The sequence below is a fragment of the Mesorhizobium sp. NPDC059054 genome, from assembly GCF_042739215.1.
Classification (GTDB): Bacteria; Pseudomonadota; Alphaproteobacteria; order Rhizobiales; family Rhizobiaceae; genus Mesorhizobium.
Map to the genome: position 1 here is coordinate 362,634 of NZ_JBHYHV010000003.1, position 16,679 is coordinate 379,312.

At 65.0% G+C, this 16,679-nt stretch carries 15 protein-coding genes; 6 read left to right on the top strand and 9 right to left on the bottom strand.

The genetic code is table 11. From position 1 onward, the window contains the following. The first annotated feature begins 75 nt into the window (after positions 1 to 75). From ACFWXH_RS15130 to ACFWXH_RS15145, 4 genes are all read left to right on the top strand, one after another. Entirely contained in the window at positions 76 to 774 is a 699-nt protein-coding gene (locus tag ACFWXH_RS15130; protein ID WP_379121535.1) for a response regulator transcription factor, read from the top strand. Positions 775 to 953: 179 nt separating this feature from the next. Further along, complete coding sequence (locus ACFWXH_RS15135) at positions 954 to 2,144, top strand: nitrilase-related carbon-nitrogen hydrolase (RefSeq protein WP_379121537.1); 1,191 nt, start codon at positions 954 to 956, stop codon at positions 2,142 to 2,144. Between the two features lie 84 nt (positions 2,145 to 2,228). Further along, positions 2,229 to 2,714, top strand: coding sequence for a hypothetical protein (locus ACFWXH_RS15140; protein ID WP_379121539.1), 486 nt, complete (start codon positions 2,229 to 2,231; stop codon positions 2,712 to 2,714). 57 nt (positions 2,715 to 2,771) lie between these two features. Further along, entirely contained in the window at positions 2,772 to 4,172 is a 1,401-nt protein-coding gene (locus ACFWXH_RS15145; RefSeq protein ID WP_379121541.1) for an APC family permease, read from the top strand. A 230-nt stretch (positions 4,173 to 4,402) separates the two neighbouring features. On the opposite strand, the gene ACFWXH_RS15150 is transcribed toward ACFWXH_RS15145, so the two are convergent. Both ACFWXH_RS15150 and ACFWXH_RS15155 read right to left on the bottom strand, forming a co-directional pair. Next, positions 4,403 to 5,413, bottom strand: a complete 1,011-nt coding sequence (locus ACFWXH_RS15150; protein ID WP_379121543.1) for an amino acid ABC transporter substrate-binding protein — start codon at positions 5,411 to 5,413, stop codon at positions 4,403 to 4,405. 118 nt (positions 5,414 to 5,531) lie between these two features. Next, positions 5,532 to 8,582 carry an aminotransferase class III-fold pyridoxal phosphate-dependent enzyme gene (locus tag ACFWXH_RS15155; protein ID WP_379121545.1) on the bottom strand — a complete coding sequence of 1,017 codons (3,051 nt, stop codon included), beginning with the start codon at positions 8,580 to 8,582 and terminating at the stop codon, positions 5,532 to 5,534. Between the two features lie 126 nt (positions 8,583 to 8,708). Between ACFWXH_RS15155 and ACFWXH_RS15160 the strand changes: the two genes are divergently transcribed. Then, the gene (locus ACFWXH_RS15160) at positions 8,709 to 9,143 is read left to right on the top strand and encodes an Lrp/AsnC family transcriptional regulator (RefSeq protein WP_379121547.1); all 435 of its coding nucleotides are present in this window, start codon (positions 8,709 to 8,711) and stop codon (positions 9,141 to 9,143) included. Between the two features lie 10 nt (positions 9,144 to 9,153). Here ACFWXH_RS15160 and ACFWXH_RS15165 read toward each other — a convergent pair whose 3' ends face one another. The 5 genes from ACFWXH_RS15165 to ACFWXH_RS15185 all read right to left on the bottom strand — a co-directional run bounded on the left by ACFWXH_RS15165 (position 9,154) and on the right by ACFWXH_RS15185 (position 14,099). Next, a complete protein-coding gene (locus ACFWXH_RS15165) occupies positions 9,154 to 10,812 on the bottom strand; it encodes an FAD-binding dehydrogenase (RefSeq protein ID WP_379122222.1) in 1,659 nt (552 codons plus the stop codon). 59 nt (positions 10,813 to 10,871) lie between these two features. Then, positions 10,872 to 11,858 carry a Gfo/Idh/MocA family protein gene (locus ACFWXH_RS15170; protein ID WP_379121548.1) on the bottom strand — a complete coding sequence of 329 codons (987 nt, stop codon included), beginning with the start codon at positions 11,856 to 11,858 and terminating at the stop codon, positions 10,872 to 10,874. Between the two features lie 91 nt (positions 11,859 to 11,949). After that, on the bottom strand, positions 11,950 to 12,531 hold the full coding sequence (locus ACFWXH_RS15175) for a YceI family protein (protein WP_054312561.1): 582 nt from the start codon (positions 12,529 to 12,531) through the stop codon (positions 11,950 to 11,952). A 56-nt stretch (positions 12,532 to 12,587) separates the two neighbouring features. Further along, entirely contained in the window at positions 12,588 to 13,175 is a 588-nt protein-coding gene (locus ACFWXH_RS15180; protein ID WP_379121550.1) for a cytochrome b, read from the bottom strand. A 24-nt stretch (positions 13,176 to 13,199) separates the two neighbouring features. Then, positions 13,200 to 14,099: a LysR substrate-binding domain-containing protein gene (locus tag ACFWXH_RS15185; protein WP_379121552.1), complete on the bottom strand. Its 900-nt coding sequence runs from the start codon at positions 14,097 to 14,099 to the stop codon at positions 13,200 to 13,202. A 122-nt stretch (positions 14,100 to 14,221) separates the two neighbouring features. On the opposite strand from ACFWXH_RS15185, the gene ACFWXH_RS15190 reads away from it, so the two are divergent. After that, complete coding sequence (locus ACFWXH_RS15190) at positions 14,222 to 15,217, top strand: aldo/keto reductase (RefSeq protein WP_379121554.1); 996 nt, start codon at positions 14,222 to 14,224, stop codon at positions 15,215 to 15,217. Positions 15,218 to 15,560: 343 nt separating this feature from the next. Here the strand turns inward: ACFWXH_RS15190 and ACFWXH_RS15195 are convergent, their stop codons facing one another. Next, on the bottom strand, positions 15,561 to 15,857 hold the full coding sequence (locus ACFWXH_RS15195) for a hypothetical protein (RefSeq protein WP_379121556.1): 297 nt from the start codon (positions 15,855 to 15,857) through the stop codon (positions 15,561 to 15,563). A 40-nt stretch (positions 15,858 to 15,897) separates the two neighbouring features. Next, on the bottom strand, positions 15,898 to 16,500 hold the full coding sequence (locus tag ACFWXH_RS15200) for a nucleotidyltransferase family protein (protein ID WP_054312566.1): 603 nt from the start codon (positions 16,498 to 16,500) through the stop codon (positions 15,898 to 15,900). Between the last annotated feature and the right edge of the window lie 179 nt (positions 16,501 to 16,679).

Consider the following 16,679-nt stretch of genomic DNA (forward strand, 5'->3'; position numbering starts at 1 on the left):
GATTTATTTGAGAGCCGCATAACGATACTATGATGTTAAAGTATCGCCGCGACAGGGGAACCGGAGAAGCCGAGAATGGCCGATCCGTCGATCGGGCCAACGCTCATGCATTTCGACAGGGCAGCTTTCGGAGACCAGTTCCTGACCGTCGTCGCGGCGGCGATGCCACTCGTCGGCTGCTGCTTCTATCGCGTCGAGGACGGCAGGCATGTCGTTGACCATCGCTTGTCCGGCCTCTCGCCCTACTGGCTGAACCGCTACTACCACCGCTTCTGGCGTTTCGACCCGCTGCATCCCGAACGCGTCGACCAGGCCGGCATCCGGCTGCGCTCGGTGACGCGCGAGACCGCGCGACGCGATGCCGGGGCGCCCGAATATTTCGAGCAATTCCTGGTGCCGCAGAACACGGTGCACCAGACCGAGCTTTATTTCCGTGTGGGGTCGCGGATCGTCGCCGGCGCCTCGCTGTTGCGCAGCGAACGCAACGGCCCGTTCACCTCCGACAACCTCACCTTCCTCGACAGGCTGGTGGGCTTCGTCGAAGACAGCGTCCTCTCCGATGAAGACGAGGCATCCGGTTTCGACATTCCGGGCCTGACGCCGCGGGAGCGCGAGATCGCCAATCTCGTCGGCGCCGCCATGTGCAACAAGGACATCTGCCGGCGGCTCGACATCGAACTGCCGACGGTGAAGACCCATATCAGCCGCATCCTGGTCAAGGCCGGCGTGCGCAACCGCGGCGAGCTGATGAAGAAGCTGCACGGCCGCGGCTGACGACAGCACGGCGTCGTACTTCGGTATGATAGCCCCGGGCCAAGATTGCTCCCTATCCTGCCGGTTCCTGTAAACGCCTGGGAGGAACGCGGCGTTCGAGGGAGATGGCCGCGCATGTGCCGATGCCTGTTCCCTGAAAGAACCGCTCCTCCAACCCGACCGTTGGAGTATCGACCGGAATGGCCTCACGTCCTGCCTATGTCGCGCCCTATATGGCGATCGGCCTTTCGACCATCGTCACCGGCGTCGCACAGCGCAAGCACATCCGCCACAATCTGGAGACCATCGAGGAAGCCATCCACGCCGCCGTCTCGATCTGTGCCATCAACGCGCCGATCCGAGTGGTGGCACTGGCCGAAGGCGCGCTGACCGGTTTCACCGACGAGATCTTCGACGTGCCGCATGTCACCGCGGCGCGCGACATCTTCATCGACCTGCCCGGCGAAGAGACCGAGGCACTCGGCAAGCTCGCCCGGCACTACGACACCTACATCATCGGCCAGTGCAAGGCACGCTGGCCCGACGTGATGGAAGACCGGTTCTTCAACACGCTGTTCGTCATCGACCGCAAAGGCAAGCTCACCCATCGCGCCGCCAAGAACCACATCTGGTGCCGCGAGCGCAGTTGCACGCCGCATGACATCTACGACCGCTGGGTCGAATTGTTCGGCGACGGCATCGAGGCCTTCTATCCGGTGCTGCGCACCGAAGACATCGGCAATATCGGCACCATCTGCTGCTCGGATGGCGAATATCCGGAAGCCGTCCGCGCGCTCGCCTTCGGCGGCGCCGAGGTCGTCTATCGCCCTTCGGAAGCGATGCCGATGACCGGCTCGTCCTATCCCGGCGGCGGCAGCTGGATGATCCAGAACCGGGCCCACGCCGACTTCAACAGCGTCTACATGCTGTGCCCCAACATCGGCCCGGTCTATCTCTCGCCAAGTTCGCGCCATCCGATCGACATCGCCGGCGGCAACAGCCACATCGTCGACTTCCGCGGCAACATCAGCTCCTACTCGGCCAGCGGCGCCAACACCATGGTGGCGAGCCTGATCGACATCGAAGCGCTGCGGCAGTTCCGCGCCATGAACCTCAATTCGAACTGGCTGAAGGATCTGCGCACCGAGCTGTTTTCCAAGATGTACGAGAAGCCGATCCACCCGCGCAATCTATGGCTCAACCGCGACCCGGAGCGTCACGCGACGGTGGACGAGGTCTATCGCGAGAACATCGCAAGGCTGGTCGAGCGCGGCACGTGGACCCTGCCGGCACATGAGGTGCCCGGCGCGCGCTACACGCCGGCGCCTTCGGAAGGCAATGACGATTGGGCCGCCGCACAGGCCATGTGGGCGCCCTGGAACGAGGACTGATCAGGAAATACCGGACCCGCCGCCCCAAAGCATAATCAATCGGGAACAGGCGACGCGGCCCGGCTAACACAAGGGAGGCTACCAGTGCATTTTTCCAATTCCGGCCCGCTTTCGCGGCTCGCCAGATCCATCGTGCTGTCATCGGCTGTCGCACTTCTCAGCCTTGCCGCATCGGCAAAAGCCGAGGACGCCGCCAAGCCTGCTGGCATCGTCGGCACATGGGTGGTCAAGGCGGTCGACGCGCCGTTCACGCATCACATGTTCGTCTTCAATGCCGACGGCACCATGCAGCAGGCCAATCCCGATTCCGGAAATCCCGACAACAGCGACAGCGACGGCAAGGGCATCTGGGCCGAGAAGGACGGCAAGGTCATCGGCAAGTTCGTCGAGGTGACCGCCGACCGCAACACCCACAAATTCGTCAGCCGCGGCGAGATCTCCTACGAGATCGACCTGGCCGGCGACGCCTTTACCGGCACCGCCGCGGCGCGTTTCTACGATGCCGACGACAAGCTGATGCGCGGCCCATTGCCGACACCCCTGGAGGGCAAGCGCGTGACCCTGCCGTAAGCGCGGGCGCCGCTTGCCTTTCCTTTTTCGTTTCCTGTCATCGCCGGACCAAACACCATGTCTTCCACCAACACCGCGCCAAGACGCAGCCTGCACTCCTTCGATATCTTCTTTCTCGTCGTCGCCGCAGCAGCACCGCTTGCGGCCGTGGCCAGCAACGGGGCGCTCGGCGTCCTGATGGGCAACGGCGTCGGCATGCCGGGTTCCTACCTGCTCGCCGGCCTCGTGCTGATCCTGTTTGCCATCGGCTTCATCCGCATGAGCCCGCATGTGAAGCACTCCGGCGCCTTCTATGCCTATGTCCGCCACGGCCTGGGACCGCTTGCCGGGGGTGCCGCGGCCTTCGTCGCCATCGTCGTCTACGGCATGATGGTGATCGGCAGCGTCGGCGGCTTCGGTTTCTTCGCCAGCGTGTTTTTCAGCGAGAACCTCGGCATCGACCTTTCGTGGAAAGCATGGGGCGCGATCTGTCTGGTGATCACGGCCATCGTCGGCTACCGCGAGATCACGCTCGGCGCACGCCTGCTGGCGGTGCTGCTCACGCTTGAAGTGCTGATCCTGGTCGTGCTGACGGTAGCGGTGCTCGCACCGAGCAGCCCGGCCCAGGTGACCTTCGGTTCGTTCAGCCTGCCCAATGTGCTCAGCGGTTCCTTCGGCGTCGGCCTGATGTTCGCCTTCGTCTCCTTCCTCGGCTTCGAATCCGCCGCCATCTACAGTGAGGAAGCACGCGACGGGCACCGCACGGTGAGCCGGGCGCTGATCACCGCCGTCGTCTTCATCGCGCTGTTCTACGCCATCACCATGTGGGCGGTGGTGCTCGCCTTCGGTGAAGACAAGGTTGTGGCAGCAGCCAGCGAGAACCCGGGCACGCTGGTGTTCCGCGCCTTCGCCCAATACACCCATCCCGTGTTCCTCGTGGCGGTGCAGTTCCTGATGGTGACGAGCGCGCTGGCTGCCACGCTTGCGCTGCACAACGCAGCCGCGCGCTACCTGTTCGCGCTCGGCCGCGAAGGCATGCTGCCCGGCGTGCTCGGCAGCCTGCACACGCGCCTTCAATCACCGCATATCGCGAGCATCACCGTGACGGTGGTCTCATCGATCGCAGTGGCGCTGTTCGCCATCGCGGATGCCGATCCGCTGATGACCCTGCTGTCCAGCACGTTCGGGCTGGCGGCGCTCGGCATCATCATCCTGCAGGCGGTGACCTCGCTTTCGGTCGCGGTCTTCACCTTGAAGAACCGCGACAGGGAAGCCGGTTCGCTGCTCCAACTGCTGATCGCCATCGTCGCGACCATCGGCCTTGGTACTGCGGCCCTTCTCGTCATGAAGAACTACGCGACGCTGACCGGCAGCCTCGGCCTGCTGGACTACGCGCCCTGGCTTCTGCCGATCGCGGCTGTCCTCGGCATCATCGTCGCGATGCGCTCCGGACAGGCAACGCAGCTGTCCGAAGCGTAGGCTTCGAAGCGACCCGGGACGGCTCGGTCAGTGCGAAGCGAAGAGCCCCCTCTCCGTCTCGGCTTCGCCGATCCACCTCTCCCCCATTTCATGGGGGCGAGGAACCCAAGCTGGGGAGGCGTCGGCGCTGGAACTTCGGTTCCTCGCCCCTGCCGAAGGCGGGGGAGAGGTGGCTCGGGCAAAGCCCGAGACGGAGAGGGGGTCTTTGCGTTTGGCCCACTGATCCCGGTTCAGCGCAGCGGCGGGGCGTACATCAGGCCGCCGGCATTCCAGAGCTTGTTGATGCCGCGGTCGATCTTGAGCGCGCTCGACTGGCCGAGATTGCGCTCGAATATCTCGCCGTAATTGCCGACCTTCGAGACGATGTTGTAGGCGAAGCGCGGATCGAGCCCGAGCTGCTTGCCATTGTCGCCATCGGCGCCGAGGAAGCGCTTGACCGCCGGGTTGGTGGAGGTGAGCCCGGCCTCCGCCGTTGCCTGGGTGACGCCCAGCTCTTCCGCCTCGAGCAGCGCAAACAGCGTCCAGCGCACGATGTTGAACCATTTGTCGTCGCCCTGGCGCACGGCCGGTCCGAGCGGCTCCTTCGAGATGATCTCCGGCAGCACGGTGTAGCCATCGGGATTGGCCAGCTTGAGACGCTGCGCATAAAGTGCCGAGGCGTCGGTGGTGTAGACATCGCAGCGCCCGCTGTCGAAGGCCTTGATGATGCCCTCGGCGGAATCGACCACCACCGGCTCATATTGCAGCTTGTTGGCGCTGAAATAGTCGGCGGTGTTCTGTTCGGTCGTCGTGCCCTGCTCGGCGCAGACGGTGGCGCCGGAGAGCTTCAGGGCGCTGTCGACATTGAGGTCCTTGCGCACCATGAAACCCTGCCCGTCATAATAGGCGGTGCCGACGAAATGGATGCCGATGCCGGCATCGCGCGAGAGCGTCCATGTGGTCTGACGCGACAGGAGATCGACGGTGCCGGACTGCAGGGCCGTGAAGCGCTCCTTGGTCGACAGCGGCACGTAGCTCACCTTGTCGGCATCGCCGAGTGCTGCGGCGGCAACGGCCCGGCAGAAGTCGATGTCGAAGCCGTGCCATTTGCCGGCATCGTCGGGGGCCGAGAAGCCGGCAACACCCTGGCTGACGCCGCAGGTGACAGTGCCGCGCTGTTTGATGGTGTCGAGCGTATCGGCCTTTGCAGGCACGGCGGCAGACGCCGTCAAAAGCGCCGCTGCAAAAAGATAGTTCTTCATGGTCTCCTCCCTGTTGTTCGAGGCAAAGCCTCTCCTGACGCCGGTGCTGACACATCGGCGTTGATCCAGTTTCCTGCTGTGAACCGTCCGGCGACCGACGCCGGGCGAATGTCGTCGGCTAGCGCGTCGCCAGCACCTCTCCGAACGTATCGTCCAATGCGCTGACCAGATGGTCGGCATTGGCGCGGCTGAAGATCATCGGCGGGCGCATCTTCAGCACATTGTCATGCGGACCCTCGGTGCCGATCAGCACGCCGCGCGCACGGACGCCGTCATTGATGCGCCGCGCCAGCGCGGTCGCCGGCTCCTTGGTCTTGCGGTCTTCGACCAGCTCGATGCCGAGGAAGAGCCCCATGCCGCGCACGTCGCCGATGATGTCGTAGCGCGTCTGCAATTCACGGAAGCGCTCGATCAGATAGGCGCCGATGCCTGCCGCATTCTCGCGCAGGCGGTCGCGTTCGATGACGTCGAGCACGGCAAGGCCCGCCGCACAGGACACCGGGTTGCCGCCGAAGGTGTTGAAATACTCCATGCCGTTGTTGAAGGTGGCGGCGATCTCCTTCGTGGTCACCAGTGCCGCCATCGGGTGGCCGTTGCCGATCGGCTTACCCATGGTGACGATGTCCGGCACCACGCCCTGCGTTTCGAATGCCCACCAATGGCTGCCGACCCGGCCGAAGCCGACTTGAACTTCGTCGGCGACGCAGACACCGCCGGCAGCGCGAACCAGTGCGTAGACTTCCTTCAGATAGCCCTCAGGCAGGAAGACCTGGCCGGCGACGCTCGGGATCGATTCCGCCATGAACAGCGCCGGAGCGCGGCCCTGTGCCTTGATCGCAGCGATCTGCTCGGCAATGCTCTCGGCAAAGCGGCTGGCATGCTCGGCGACCGGCCAGTCCGCCGGGGCGCGATAGCTGTCGGGTATCGTCGCCTCGAACACATGCGCCGGCCGGCCCTTGCCGCCCTTGCGCTTGTATTTGTAGGGGCTGAGATCGATCAGCTCCTGCGTCGTACCGTGATAGGCCCAGTCCAGCACGATGGCGTCGCTGCGCCCGGTGTGGGTCCGTGCCATGCGCAGCATCAGGCTGTTGGCCTCGCTGCCCGAGCAGGCGAAGGATGCCACCGAAAGCTCTTCCGGCAGCGTCGCCGTCAGCCGCTCGGCATAGGTGACGATGGCGTCGTGCAGGTAGCGGGTGTTGGTGTTGAGCTTGGCGGCCTGCCGCGCGATCGCCTCGACCACGTCGGGATGGGCATGACCGAGATGGCAGACATTGTTGAAGCAGTCGAGATAGGCGCGGCCGCGGTCGTCGATCAGCCACGCGCCTTCGCCGCGCACGAACTTGATCGGCTCCGAATAGGAGATCGACAAATTGGGCAGCAGCGAGGTCTTGCGCGCGGCTACGATCTCAGGGCGGCTGCGACCCTTCTGGACGAAGGTCTCCGGCGGAATGCCGGCGAGGTCGGCTGCATCGGGAAAGAGCTCGCGCCACACGTCGAGATAGCGTGCTTCGCCGACGCCCAGGATCTCGCGGGCCGACAGGCTGGTGTCGGTGGAGATCTGGAAATGCAGGTGCGGCGCCCAGCCGCCGTTCTGCGCGGCCACGCCCATCTCGCCGACGACATCGCCCGCTTCCAGGCGCTGGCCGGGCTTCAATCGTGACGCTGCCTCATGGGCGAGATGGCCCCACAGCGTGACGAAGGCTGGGCAGCCTTCCGGCGCATGTTCCAGGGCTACGAGGCCGCCATAGCCGAGCGGATCCTGTTCGATCTCGACGCTTTTCACGACCGCGGCAAGCGGCGTGCGCACCTTGGTGCCTGCCGGCATGAACAGGTCGAGGCCGAGATGATGGATGCGGCGTTCCTGTTCGATAAAGCGCGACTGGAACATGTCGCTGGCATAGACGGTGCGCACTTCGCCCCACGGGCCGATGCCGAGTTCGATGCCGTGTTCGGCTGAGTGGGCATCCCACCAGGCGCTGGCCTTGGCCGGCTCCTGCGCCGCCGACGCGACGGTCATCGGGTGCTGCGGATCGCCATAGGGTACCAGTTCCTTGACCAGGGTCGCTGGATGGCGGTCGAGGACTGGCGCAAGCGTCTTGGCGTGGGCGGCAATCCAGGCTGTGACGGCGCGCGCGCCCGGCACGGCATCGAAACCGCAGGCATGGCGCAGGATCGCGGTGGCGAAGCTGCGGTTCATGGCGTCGAGCCGGCGCAGCATGCGCCAGGCCGGCGCTTCGCTGATGGCGAGGTAAGGATTGTCGCCTGCTTCCTGCCGGCGCAGCGCCGACAGGGTCACGCTGGTGACGAGACGCATGGCGATCAGATCGAAGAGAAGATCGATCTCCTCCTCGCGCAACGGGTATTCGGCGTGGAAACCGGCGGTGAGCTTCGCTGCCGCACCGATCGGATCTTCGGTGTCGAGGATGGAATAGGCGCAGGCCACGGCCAGTTCGGCGATCAACGGCGCATACAGCGCGTCGCCGAAGTCGATCAGGCCGGCAACGCGCTTCGGATCGGCGGCATCGACCAGGACGTTCCAGTCATTGGCGTCGTTGTGGATGACCTGAGCACGCAGCCCCGGCAGGCGCGGCGCCACCTGGGCATCGAAGCGGTCGAGGAACCGCTCCAGCAGCGCCCTGTCATTGGCGTCGCCCACATGCGTCAGGCGGCGGCGGGAAGCGCCGGCGCGACGAATATCCCAGTCGAAACTGCGCAGCGCGCCGGGATGGATGAACCCTTGCAGCGCGCGGTCGAGCTTGCCGAGCGCGCGGCCGAGGCTGTCGAGCGCTTCAGGCGAACGTTCAGCTTCGGCCAGAGGCTGGCCCGGCAACCAGGAAACCAGCCGCAAAGCGTGGCGGGTGCCATCATTGGCCGCCGCGAAGGCGAGCGAGGTGTTGTCCAGCGTCTTCTTCAGCGCGGGCACGGCAAGGTCGACCCCGCTGCCGGCGAGATGATCGAGCAGCGCGGTCTGGAACTCGCTCTCGCCACGCGGCTCGCTGGCGTTGACCACTTTCAGGATCCAGTCGCCGTCTTCCGAAGACAGCCTGAAATTCTGGTCGCGCTCGCTGTCGAGCGAACCGACGGAGCCGGACACGCCGAAGTGGCTGGCGGCAAGCGCCTTCGCCTCGATCAGCGAGAAATTCGGGGCCGGGTGAGTGATGTTGGTCATTGGAAGTCCGGATTTGATCTTCAAGGAGCTTGGCACGAGCGGAAAAATCGGGCATCCGGCAAAGCGTCGGTGAGACCGGCACTATGCCTGCTTCGACCGGCATATTAACGGTGAGCGGAAATCGCCATGAAGGAACTCGACGCGAAGGACCGGGATATCCTTGCCATCCTGTCCAAGGAGGCTCGGATCCCCTTGAAGACGTTGGCCGCCCGCATCGGCTTGTCGCGCAGCGCCACCAGCGAGCGCGTGGCGCTGCTGGAGAAAAGCGGCGTCATCCGTGGCTATCGCGCCGACATCGGCCAACTGGAGCAGAACCAGCTTTCCGCCTTCCTGATGGTAACCTTGGTGCGCACGCCCTCGATCGGCATGCTCGACCTGCTTGCGCGCCATCCGGAAGTGCGGCGGGTATCCTCCATTTCAGGCCAGGTCGACCTGATGGTCGAAGTGGAGGTGCCGTCGATCGACCGGCTGAACACGCTGCGCGACGAGATCGCCTCGCATGAAAGCGTCGAAGACCTGACCTCACTGATAGTGCTCAGGCGCGATATCGAGCGCGTCTGATGAGCTGCCTTTAGCGGACGCCCTTGGCGGCCGCGCGGCCCGCGCTGCGGCCCGAGAAGATGCAACCGCCGAGGAACGTGCCTTCGAGCGCCGCATAGCCGTGCACGCCGCCGCCGCCGAAGCCGGCCACTTCGCCGACGGCATACAAGCTCTCGATCGGCTGGCCGTCGGCGCCCAGCACCCGGCTGTCGAGATCGGTGTGCAGGCCGCCCAGCGTCTTGCGGGTGAGGATGTTGAGGCGCACCGCGATCAGCGGCCCGTTGGCGGGATCGAGCATCTTGTGCGGCTTGGCGGTGCGGATCAGCTTGTCGCCGAGATAAGTGCGGGCGCCGCGCAGCGCGATCACCTGCATGTCCTTGGAGAAGGGATTGTCGAGCTGCATGTCGCGAGCGCGGATCTCGCGCTCGACCTCAGCCACATCGAGCAGCGGCTCGCCACCGGCCAGCGTGTTCATGCGCTGGACCAGCGCCGGCAATTCGCGCTCGACGATGAAGTCCTCGCCCTTGTCGAGGAAGGCCTTGACCGGGCCGGGGATGCCCGAGGTGGCGCGCTGCAGCACCTGGCGCCAGCTCTTGTTGGTGAGATCCGGATTCTGCTCCGACCCCGACAAGGCGAACTCCTTGCGGATGATCTTCTCGGTCAGGATGAACCAGGAATAGTCGAAGCCGGTCTTCATGATGTGGGCGAGCGTGCCCAGCGTGTCGAAGCCGGGATAGAGCGGCACCGGCAGCCGCTTGCCGCGCGCATCCAGCCACAGCGACGACGGACCGGGCAGGATGCGGATGGCATGGTCGGTCCAGATCGGCGCCCAGTTCCTGATGCCCTCGACATAGTGCCACATGCGGTCGCGGTTGATGATCGAACCACCGGCGTTCTCGGTGATCGCCAGCATGCGCCCGTCGACATGGTCCGGCACGCCGGTGATCATGCGCTTCGGCGGCTTGCCCAGTCGCTCCGGCCAGTTCTGGCGCACGAGATCGTGGTTGCCGCCGATGCCGCCTGACGCGACGATGACGGCTTGAGCCTTGAAGGCGAAATCGCCTGTTGCCGTGCGCGAGCTCTTTTGACCACGCTCGACGCTGCTTTCCTCCAGCACCTCGCCGCGCACGCCATCGACTGCCGCGCCGCTTCGTGTCAGCTCGCTGACCCGGTGCCGGAACTTGAAGGTGACCAGCCCGCGTTTCGCAGCCTCTTGCACCCGCAGCACGAAGGGCTCGATCACGCCCGGACCTGTGCCCCAGGTGACGTGGAAGCGCGGCACCGAATTGCCGTGGCCGACGGCATTGCCGCCACCGCGCTCGGCCCAGCCGACGACGGGAAAGAACTTGATGCCGCGCTCGGCTAGCCAGGCGCGTTTTTCACCGGCGGCGAAACCGACATAGGCCTTCGCCCATTCACGTGGCCAATGGTCCTCCGGGCGATCGAAGGCGGCCGTGCCCAGCCAGTCTTCCAAGGCGAGGTCGTGGGAATCGCGGATGCGCATGCGCCGCTGCTCCGGCGAGTCGACCAGGAACAGCCCGCCGAAAGACCAGAAGGCCTGGCCGCCCAGCGACTGTTCCGGCTCCTGATCGAGGACAAGGATTTTCCTGCCCGCCTCCGCGATCTCGGCCGCCGCGACCAGCCCAGCCAGGCCGGCGCCGACGATGATGACATCCGCATCGTAAGCCAACATCCCCTCCCATCGTTGCGTCGTTTCCTGGCCTTTCCTCCCAGCCAGGGCAACGCGTATCAGACCGTCTCCCAGCCGTCCTTCTCGCCGGCGCGGAAGATCGCGTCGATGACTTTCTGGTTCAGCACCGATTCCTCCAGCGTGAAGACGCGGTCACCGTCGCCAAGTGCTGCGCGCACGAAAGCCTCGGCTTCGAGCTTGTACTGCTGCACGCCCGGGAAGCGGAAGACCTGCGCCTCGCCATGGTTCTGGTTGTGCAACTCGACACGGTGGTGATCATAGACGCCGGCATTGAAGGGTGACGCCACTTCGATGAAGCCCTTGTCGCCGTGGAACACCATCGACTGGCGCCCGGCCATCTGCGTCGAAACATAGAAGGACAGTTCGAAATCGCCGAAATCGGCGCGCACGGATGAATAGACATCGGTGCCGAAGGTCTTGTCGCGCTCGATCGTCGCCTGCACCCGCACCGGCTCCCGGTCAGCCGCAAAGCGCGTGGAAACGACGGGGTAGACGCCGATGTCCAGCAGGCCGCCGCCACCGAGATCGAGCTGGTTGCGCATGTTGGCGGGATCGACATTGTAGTAGGTGAAGCAACCCTGCACCTGGCGCAGCCGCCCGATTGCGCCGCCGGCGATCAGCTCGCGCACCTTGATCCATTGCGGATGATAGATGACCATGAAGGCTTCGCAGACCAGCACCTTGTGCCGGTCGCGCAGCGCGATGAGCGGCGCGATGTCCTTGGCATCGAGCGCCAGCGGCTTCTCGACCAGCACGTGTTTCTTCGCCTCGATGGCCTTGGCCGCCCATTCGACATGCTGCGATGTCGGCACGGGAATGTAGACCCCGTCGACATGCGGTGACGCCAGCAGTTCGTCATAGGAGCCGAAGGCGTGCGGCGCGCCGAAACGATCCGCCAATGCCCGGGCCTTGCCGACATCGCGGCTGGCCACGGCGGTCAGCACGCCGTTGCTGGAATCGGCGATGGCCGGCAACACCTGCTCGCGACCGATCTTGGCCGTCGACAACACACCCCAACGAAACATCCGGCATTTCCTCGCAAGATTCTGTGCTCGCGAGACTTGCGCGAAACGCGCTGAAAAACCAGTGCCGTTGCGGCAACTTTCCGGCAACAGCTTAGCCGCGCCGGCCCGAAAGCGTCATGTCGAACTCGACGACGTTGGAATAGATCGGCGTGCCGACATCCATGCCATAGCGCGAGCGCAGCACCTTGCCGGTGACACGGAAGGTGATGGTGCCGCCACGAAAGGATTTGAGTTCGGCCTGGAACTTCTCCGGCATGGTCTTGCCACGGGCCGTGAGATTGCCGGTGATCGTTGCCGATGTCTCGCCGGTACGCCGCACGCTGGTGGAGCGGAAGCGGATCTCCGGGTCGTTGGCGGCATCGAAGACGGCGTCCGAGCGCAGGAAAGCGTCGATGCGGCCCTGGCCGGTCCCGACGCTGGCGGGCATGATGGTGATGTTGACCTCGGAGCGGTCGGCGCTGGCATTGTCGACGCGGATGTTGCCGGAGAAACGCGCGAAGGCACCGTCCAGGCTGCCGCCGCCGGTCTTTCCGATCGAAAAGCGGATGCTGGACCCGGCCTGACTGATCGTATAGCGGCCACCCGCTTCGGAGAGCGAGGTGGCAGCGCGAGCGGCGGGAATGGCGATGGCAATCGCGGCGAGCGTGGCGGCAACGGAATTGCGAATTGGCATCGGAGCTTCCCGGCTGAATGGCGGCACCCACAACGTCAACGCACGACGAAAGGCGTCTATTCCGGCTTGTCGTCATCACACCGGCGTGAGGGCGAGATCATGCGCACCAGGACGCTGTCTCCAAGCCAGAAGTGATGCCGCAATGCGGCCAGCACATGCACGGCCACCAGGCCGACCGCTGCGTAAGCCAGATAGGCGTGTGTCGTCCCCCACCAGGCTTCGCTCGCGTCCGAGACAGGAACAGGCAGGTTGGGCATCACGAACAGATCGAACGGCATGCTGGGGATTTCGAGAACGGAAGCCGACACCAGCGCCCAGCCGGTGAGCGGCAGGACGAGTTGCAGTGCATAGAGCGTGAAATGAGCGATCGGAGCTGCCCGCCTCTCCAGAAGCCCGGTTCCGGCGGGAAGCCGTGGCGTGACATTGGCGAGCCGCCAGGCGAGCCGCAGCACGACAAGGCCAAGCAGCAGGAAGCCGATCGACTTGTGCAGCTGGATGAGTTCGAAGGCGCTGCGCTGGCTGGTCATACGAACCATGGCGAGGCCAAGCGCGATCTGGGCGATGAACAGCAAGGCGATAAGCCAATGCAGCAGGATCGCGATCCAGCCGTAGCGGGCCTGTGTGTTGCCGATCAAAAGCGCCATGCCAGATGAACGACCGAGAGGCGGTCAATCATCCCGGTCTCGCCAGCGGAAGAAATCGACGAAGGCCCGCAGCGCCGGCCGCATCTGGCGGCGGCTCGGATAGTAGATGAAGAAGCCGTCGAAGGGCGGACACCAGTCCTCCAGCACCCGCACCAGGCTCCCGGCCGCCAGCGCCTGTGCGGCATACTCCTCGAAGACGAAGGCGAGACCCGCGCCCTCGATGGCCGCGCGGACGATGGCACTGTCGACGCCTAGGATCAGCGGTCCCTGCACCGGCAGTTCGATCTCCTCACCGTCCTTTTCGAACTCCCAGCGATAGAGCACGCCGCTCGAGAAACGGAAGCGGATGCAGCGGTGGCCGACGAGATCGCGCGGATGTTTCGGCTTCGGCATCTTGGCGAAGTAGGACGGAGCGCCCACGACGGCGCTGCGGATCTGTGGGCCGATGCGCACGGCGACCATGTCCTGCTGCAGGCTTTCGCCGAGCCGCACGCCGGCATCGAAGCCGCCTTCGACCACATCGGTGAAACGGTCCTCGATGACGACATCGAGAACGATCTCGGGATAGGCCTTGGCGAAGGCTCCGAGCTTCGGCGCCAGCACGAGGTTCAGGGCAGTGCGCGGCACGGTCAGCCGCAGATTGCCGGCAGGACGGTCCCTGGCCTCGACCGCCGCCTCCAGCGCCAGATCGATCTCGGACAGTGCCGGCCGCAACCGTTCGAGCAGCCGGGCACCCTCTTCGGTCGGTGCGACCGAGCGTGTGCTGCGCGCCAGAAGCCGCACTCCGAGGCGGGATTCCAGGCTGGACACGGCATGGCTGACGGCCGAAGGCGCGATCGCCAGGTCGCGGGCGGCGCCACGGAAGCTGCCTCTGTCCGCCACGGCGGCAAGCACGGCAAGCTGGGCGAGATGACTACGTTCCATTGCTCTGACTTCAAGATTGGCCATTGTTCTAACTTTTAGAACAGCTCGTACACTTATGAAGCAATTATCGAACACAAGGCAAGGCGCTATCTCATTCGCATCGCCAACCAAGGAGACCCGCGATGCAAAAGCGCAAACTCGGAACCGAACTCACCGTCTTCCCCGTCGGCCTCGGCTGCATGGGCATGAGCTTCGCCTATGGCGGTCAGGAGGAAGCGGAAGCGATCCGCACGCTCCAACACGCCGTCGACATCGGTGTCGACTTCTTCGACACGGCGGAAGTCTACGGCCCCTTCGACAACGAGATTCTGGTCGGCAAGGCGCTGAAGGCGGTACGCGACAAGGTGACGATCGCCACCAAATTCGGCTTCAAGATTTCCGAGCAGGGCAGCGGTCTCGATCGCATGATCGGTGTCGACAGCCGTCCGGAACACGTCAAGGCGGTCGCCGAAGCGTCGCTGCGCCGGCTGAATACCGACGTCATCGACCTCTTCTACCAGCACCGGGTCGACCCCAATGTCGCGATCGAGGACACGGTCGGCGCGATGGCGGAACTGGTGAGGCAAGGCAAGGTGCGCGCGCTCGGCCTTTCGGAGGTGAGCGCCGCAACGCTGCGGCGCGCCCATGCCGTGCACCCCATCGCTGCCGTGCAAAGCGAATACTCGCTGTGGAGCCGCGACCCCGAAGAAGAGATCCTCGCTGTCTGCCGCGAGCTCGGCATCGGTTTCGTGCCCTACAGCCCGCTGGGACGCGGCCTGCTGACCGGCACGATCAACAAGCCGGAGCAGCTCGGCGCCGATGACTGGCGTCATACCTTGCCGCGCTTCCAGCGCGAGGCGCTGGACGCCAATGCCAAGGTCGTGGCCGTTCTGGAACGCTTTGCCAAGGAAAAAGGCGTGACGGCAGCCCAGCTGGCTCTCGCCTGGGTGCTGCATCAGGGCGACTTCATCGTGCCGATCCCCGGCGCCCGCAAGATCCATCACCTGGAGCAAAATGCGGGTGCGGCCGCGATCGCACTGACCGCGGCGGAAGTCGCCGAAATCGGCAACGCGCTCTCCCCCGACAAGGTGGTCGGCAAGCGCTACACCGAAGAAGCGCTGGCGCTGGTCAACGGCTAAAGCATGTCGCGCTCGCTCGCACTGTTCGGCAGTGATCGGCGCGATCTCCTTCTGCCCTTGCGGGCTAGCGCGCGCACTTTTCGCCCGAGCGTGGCGCTGCCCCTCATCGCCCTGCCGGGCACTTCTCCCCGTGAACGGGGAGAAGGAGACTGACCGCAACGACGGTGCCCGTTCTGCAACGCTGGCGATTGGCGAAATCGCCGGCGGGAGCGCTCCTCTCCCCGTTCTACGGGGAGAGGGTGCCGGTAGGCGGGTGAGGGGCCGCGCCGACGGTCGGCATCCATCGCAGCCAGCCCCTAGCGGACGAAGGTGGCAAGCCTGGCGGCATAACCGCCGTCCGCCGCTAGCCGCGCTGAACCACCAGGAAAAGAGCTGCAATCAACAGCACGAAGAGCCCGGCCGCGGCCGCGGCTATACCCAAGAGGGCGAACCAGGTCCGCACATTGCCGAGGCTTGGCCGCTGGCCGTCAGCTCCCTTTGTGCCGAGAAACGCCCAGGCTCCGAGGCCAACCGGCGTAGCGCCTCCGACGATCATCGCCACAGCTCCTTCCTGAGCAGTGGTTCGCCAGATAATCCCGAACAGGTAAATGCCGGCGATCGTTCCAGCGATGAGGGCGCCGAGGATGAGAAGAATGCGCATTGTGTGCCTTTCGACGACGCAGAATTTGTAAGCGATCGGGTCACCACGGCTCGACCGTGATCTGAGGCCACAGCCCCACGGCTCTCTCGCCCTTGGTCCTGTGGGTGTCGCGATTGTCCATGACCTTGTTCGGCGTGATGCGGAAGGAAAAGATGTCGTCGAGTCCGAAAGGGGCGACGACCTCGAGAGCGTCCTCCGGTGTCAGGCGCACGCCCACCGCATGGGTGCGCGAGGCGAAGTAGCCGAGCGCCTCGGCGCTGGAACGATAGGCCGGGCAGGCGCGGCCGAAACGGTCCGGATACCAGAGATGCACCCGCGCCTGGTTGCGCACTTCCACCGGCAGCGGCAGGCGTTCGAAATGCGCCGTCGCGCGGCGAATGACGGCGTCCTCGGCCTCGTAGGAGAGGTCCGAGCCGTCGCAATAGAAGAGATCGACGTCCTTGATGCCGTGGCCCGGCGGCTTGCCTGTCAGGCTGTTCCAGACGCTGTTGTAAATCGCGCCAGAGACGACCATCCCGTCCGGCAGGTCGAGGCCGCGGCTCAGCATGAGTGCCTCCCAGACGATCGGGTCGGCGCGAAGGATAGCCTTCAGGGCAGCAGCCTGCTCGGCAAAGGGCAGGCCGGAATGGCGCAGGTGGTTCATGGACCGAGATGACGGCGATTCGTCGGTTTGGGCAACGCGACGTCACGTCAAAAGCAGTTGCGGGGGGGGGGGGGTTGTGGGGGGGAGAAACTTTTCCCTGGGTTTTTTCCAAAGTAGAGAGCCCCTTTTCTTTGTTTCCCCAACCTCCCCTCCCCCCCCCACCACCAAGAAGAAGGACC

What these genes read in the sequence shown, in the direction of transcription:
- ACFWXH_RS15130 (WP_379121535.1), top strand. Translation starts at nt 76, where the DNA reads ATGGCCGATCCGTCGATCGGGCCAACGCTCATGCATTTCGACAGGGCA.
- ACFWXH_RS15135 (WP_379121537.1), top strand. Translation starts at nt 954, where the DNA reads ATGGCCTCACGTCCTGCCTATGTCGCGCCCTATATGGCGATCGGCCTT.
- ACFWXH_RS15145 (WP_379121541.1), top strand. Translation starts at nt 2,772, where the DNA reads ATGTCTTCCACCAACACCGCGCCAAGACGCAGCCTGCACTCCTTCGAT.
- ACFWXH_RS15150 (WP_379121543.1), bottom strand. Translation starts at nt 5,413, where the DNA reads ATGAAGAACTATCTTTTTGCAGCGGCGCTTTTGACGGCGTCTGCCGCC.
- ACFWXH_RS15155 (WP_379121545.1), bottom strand. Translation starts at nt 8,582, where the DNA reads ATGACCAACATCACTCACCCGGCCCCGAATTTCTCGCTGATCGAGGCG.
- ACFWXH_RS15160 (WP_379121547.1), top strand. Translation starts at nt 8,709, where the DNA reads ATGAAGGAACTCGACGCGAAGGACCGGGATATCCTTGCCATCCTGTCC.
- ACFWXH_RS15170 (WP_379121548.1), bottom strand. Translation starts at nt 11,858, where the DNA reads ATGTTTCGTTGGGGTGTGTTGTCGACGGCCAAGATCGGTCGCGAGCAG.
- ACFWXH_RS15175 (WP_054312561.1), bottom strand. Translation starts at nt 12,531, where the DNA reads ATGCCAATTCGCAATTCCGTTGCCGCCACGCTCGCCGCGATTGCCATC.
- ACFWXH_RS15180 (WP_379121550.1), bottom strand. Translation starts at nt 13,175, where the DNA reads ATGGCGCTTTTGATCGGCAACACACAGGCCCGCTACGGCTGGATCGCG.
- ACFWXH_RS15185 (WP_379121552.1), bottom strand. Translation starts at nt 14,099, where the DNA reads ATGGAACGTAGTCATCTCGCCCAGCTTGCCGTGCTTGCCGCCGTGGCG.
- ACFWXH_RS15190 (WP_379121554.1), top strand. Translation starts at nt 14,222, where the DNA reads ATGCAAAAGCGCAAACTCGGAACCGAACTCACCGTCTTCCCCGTCGGC.
- ACFWXH_RS15195 (WP_379121556.1), bottom strand. Translation starts at nt 15,857, where the DNA reads ATGCGCATTCTTCTCATCCTCGGCGCCCTCATCGCTGGAACGATCGCC.
- ACFWXH_RS15200 (WP_054312566.1), bottom strand. Translation starts at nt 16,500, where the DNA reads ATGAACCACCTGCGCCATTCCGGCCTGCCCTTTGCCGAGCAGGCTGCT.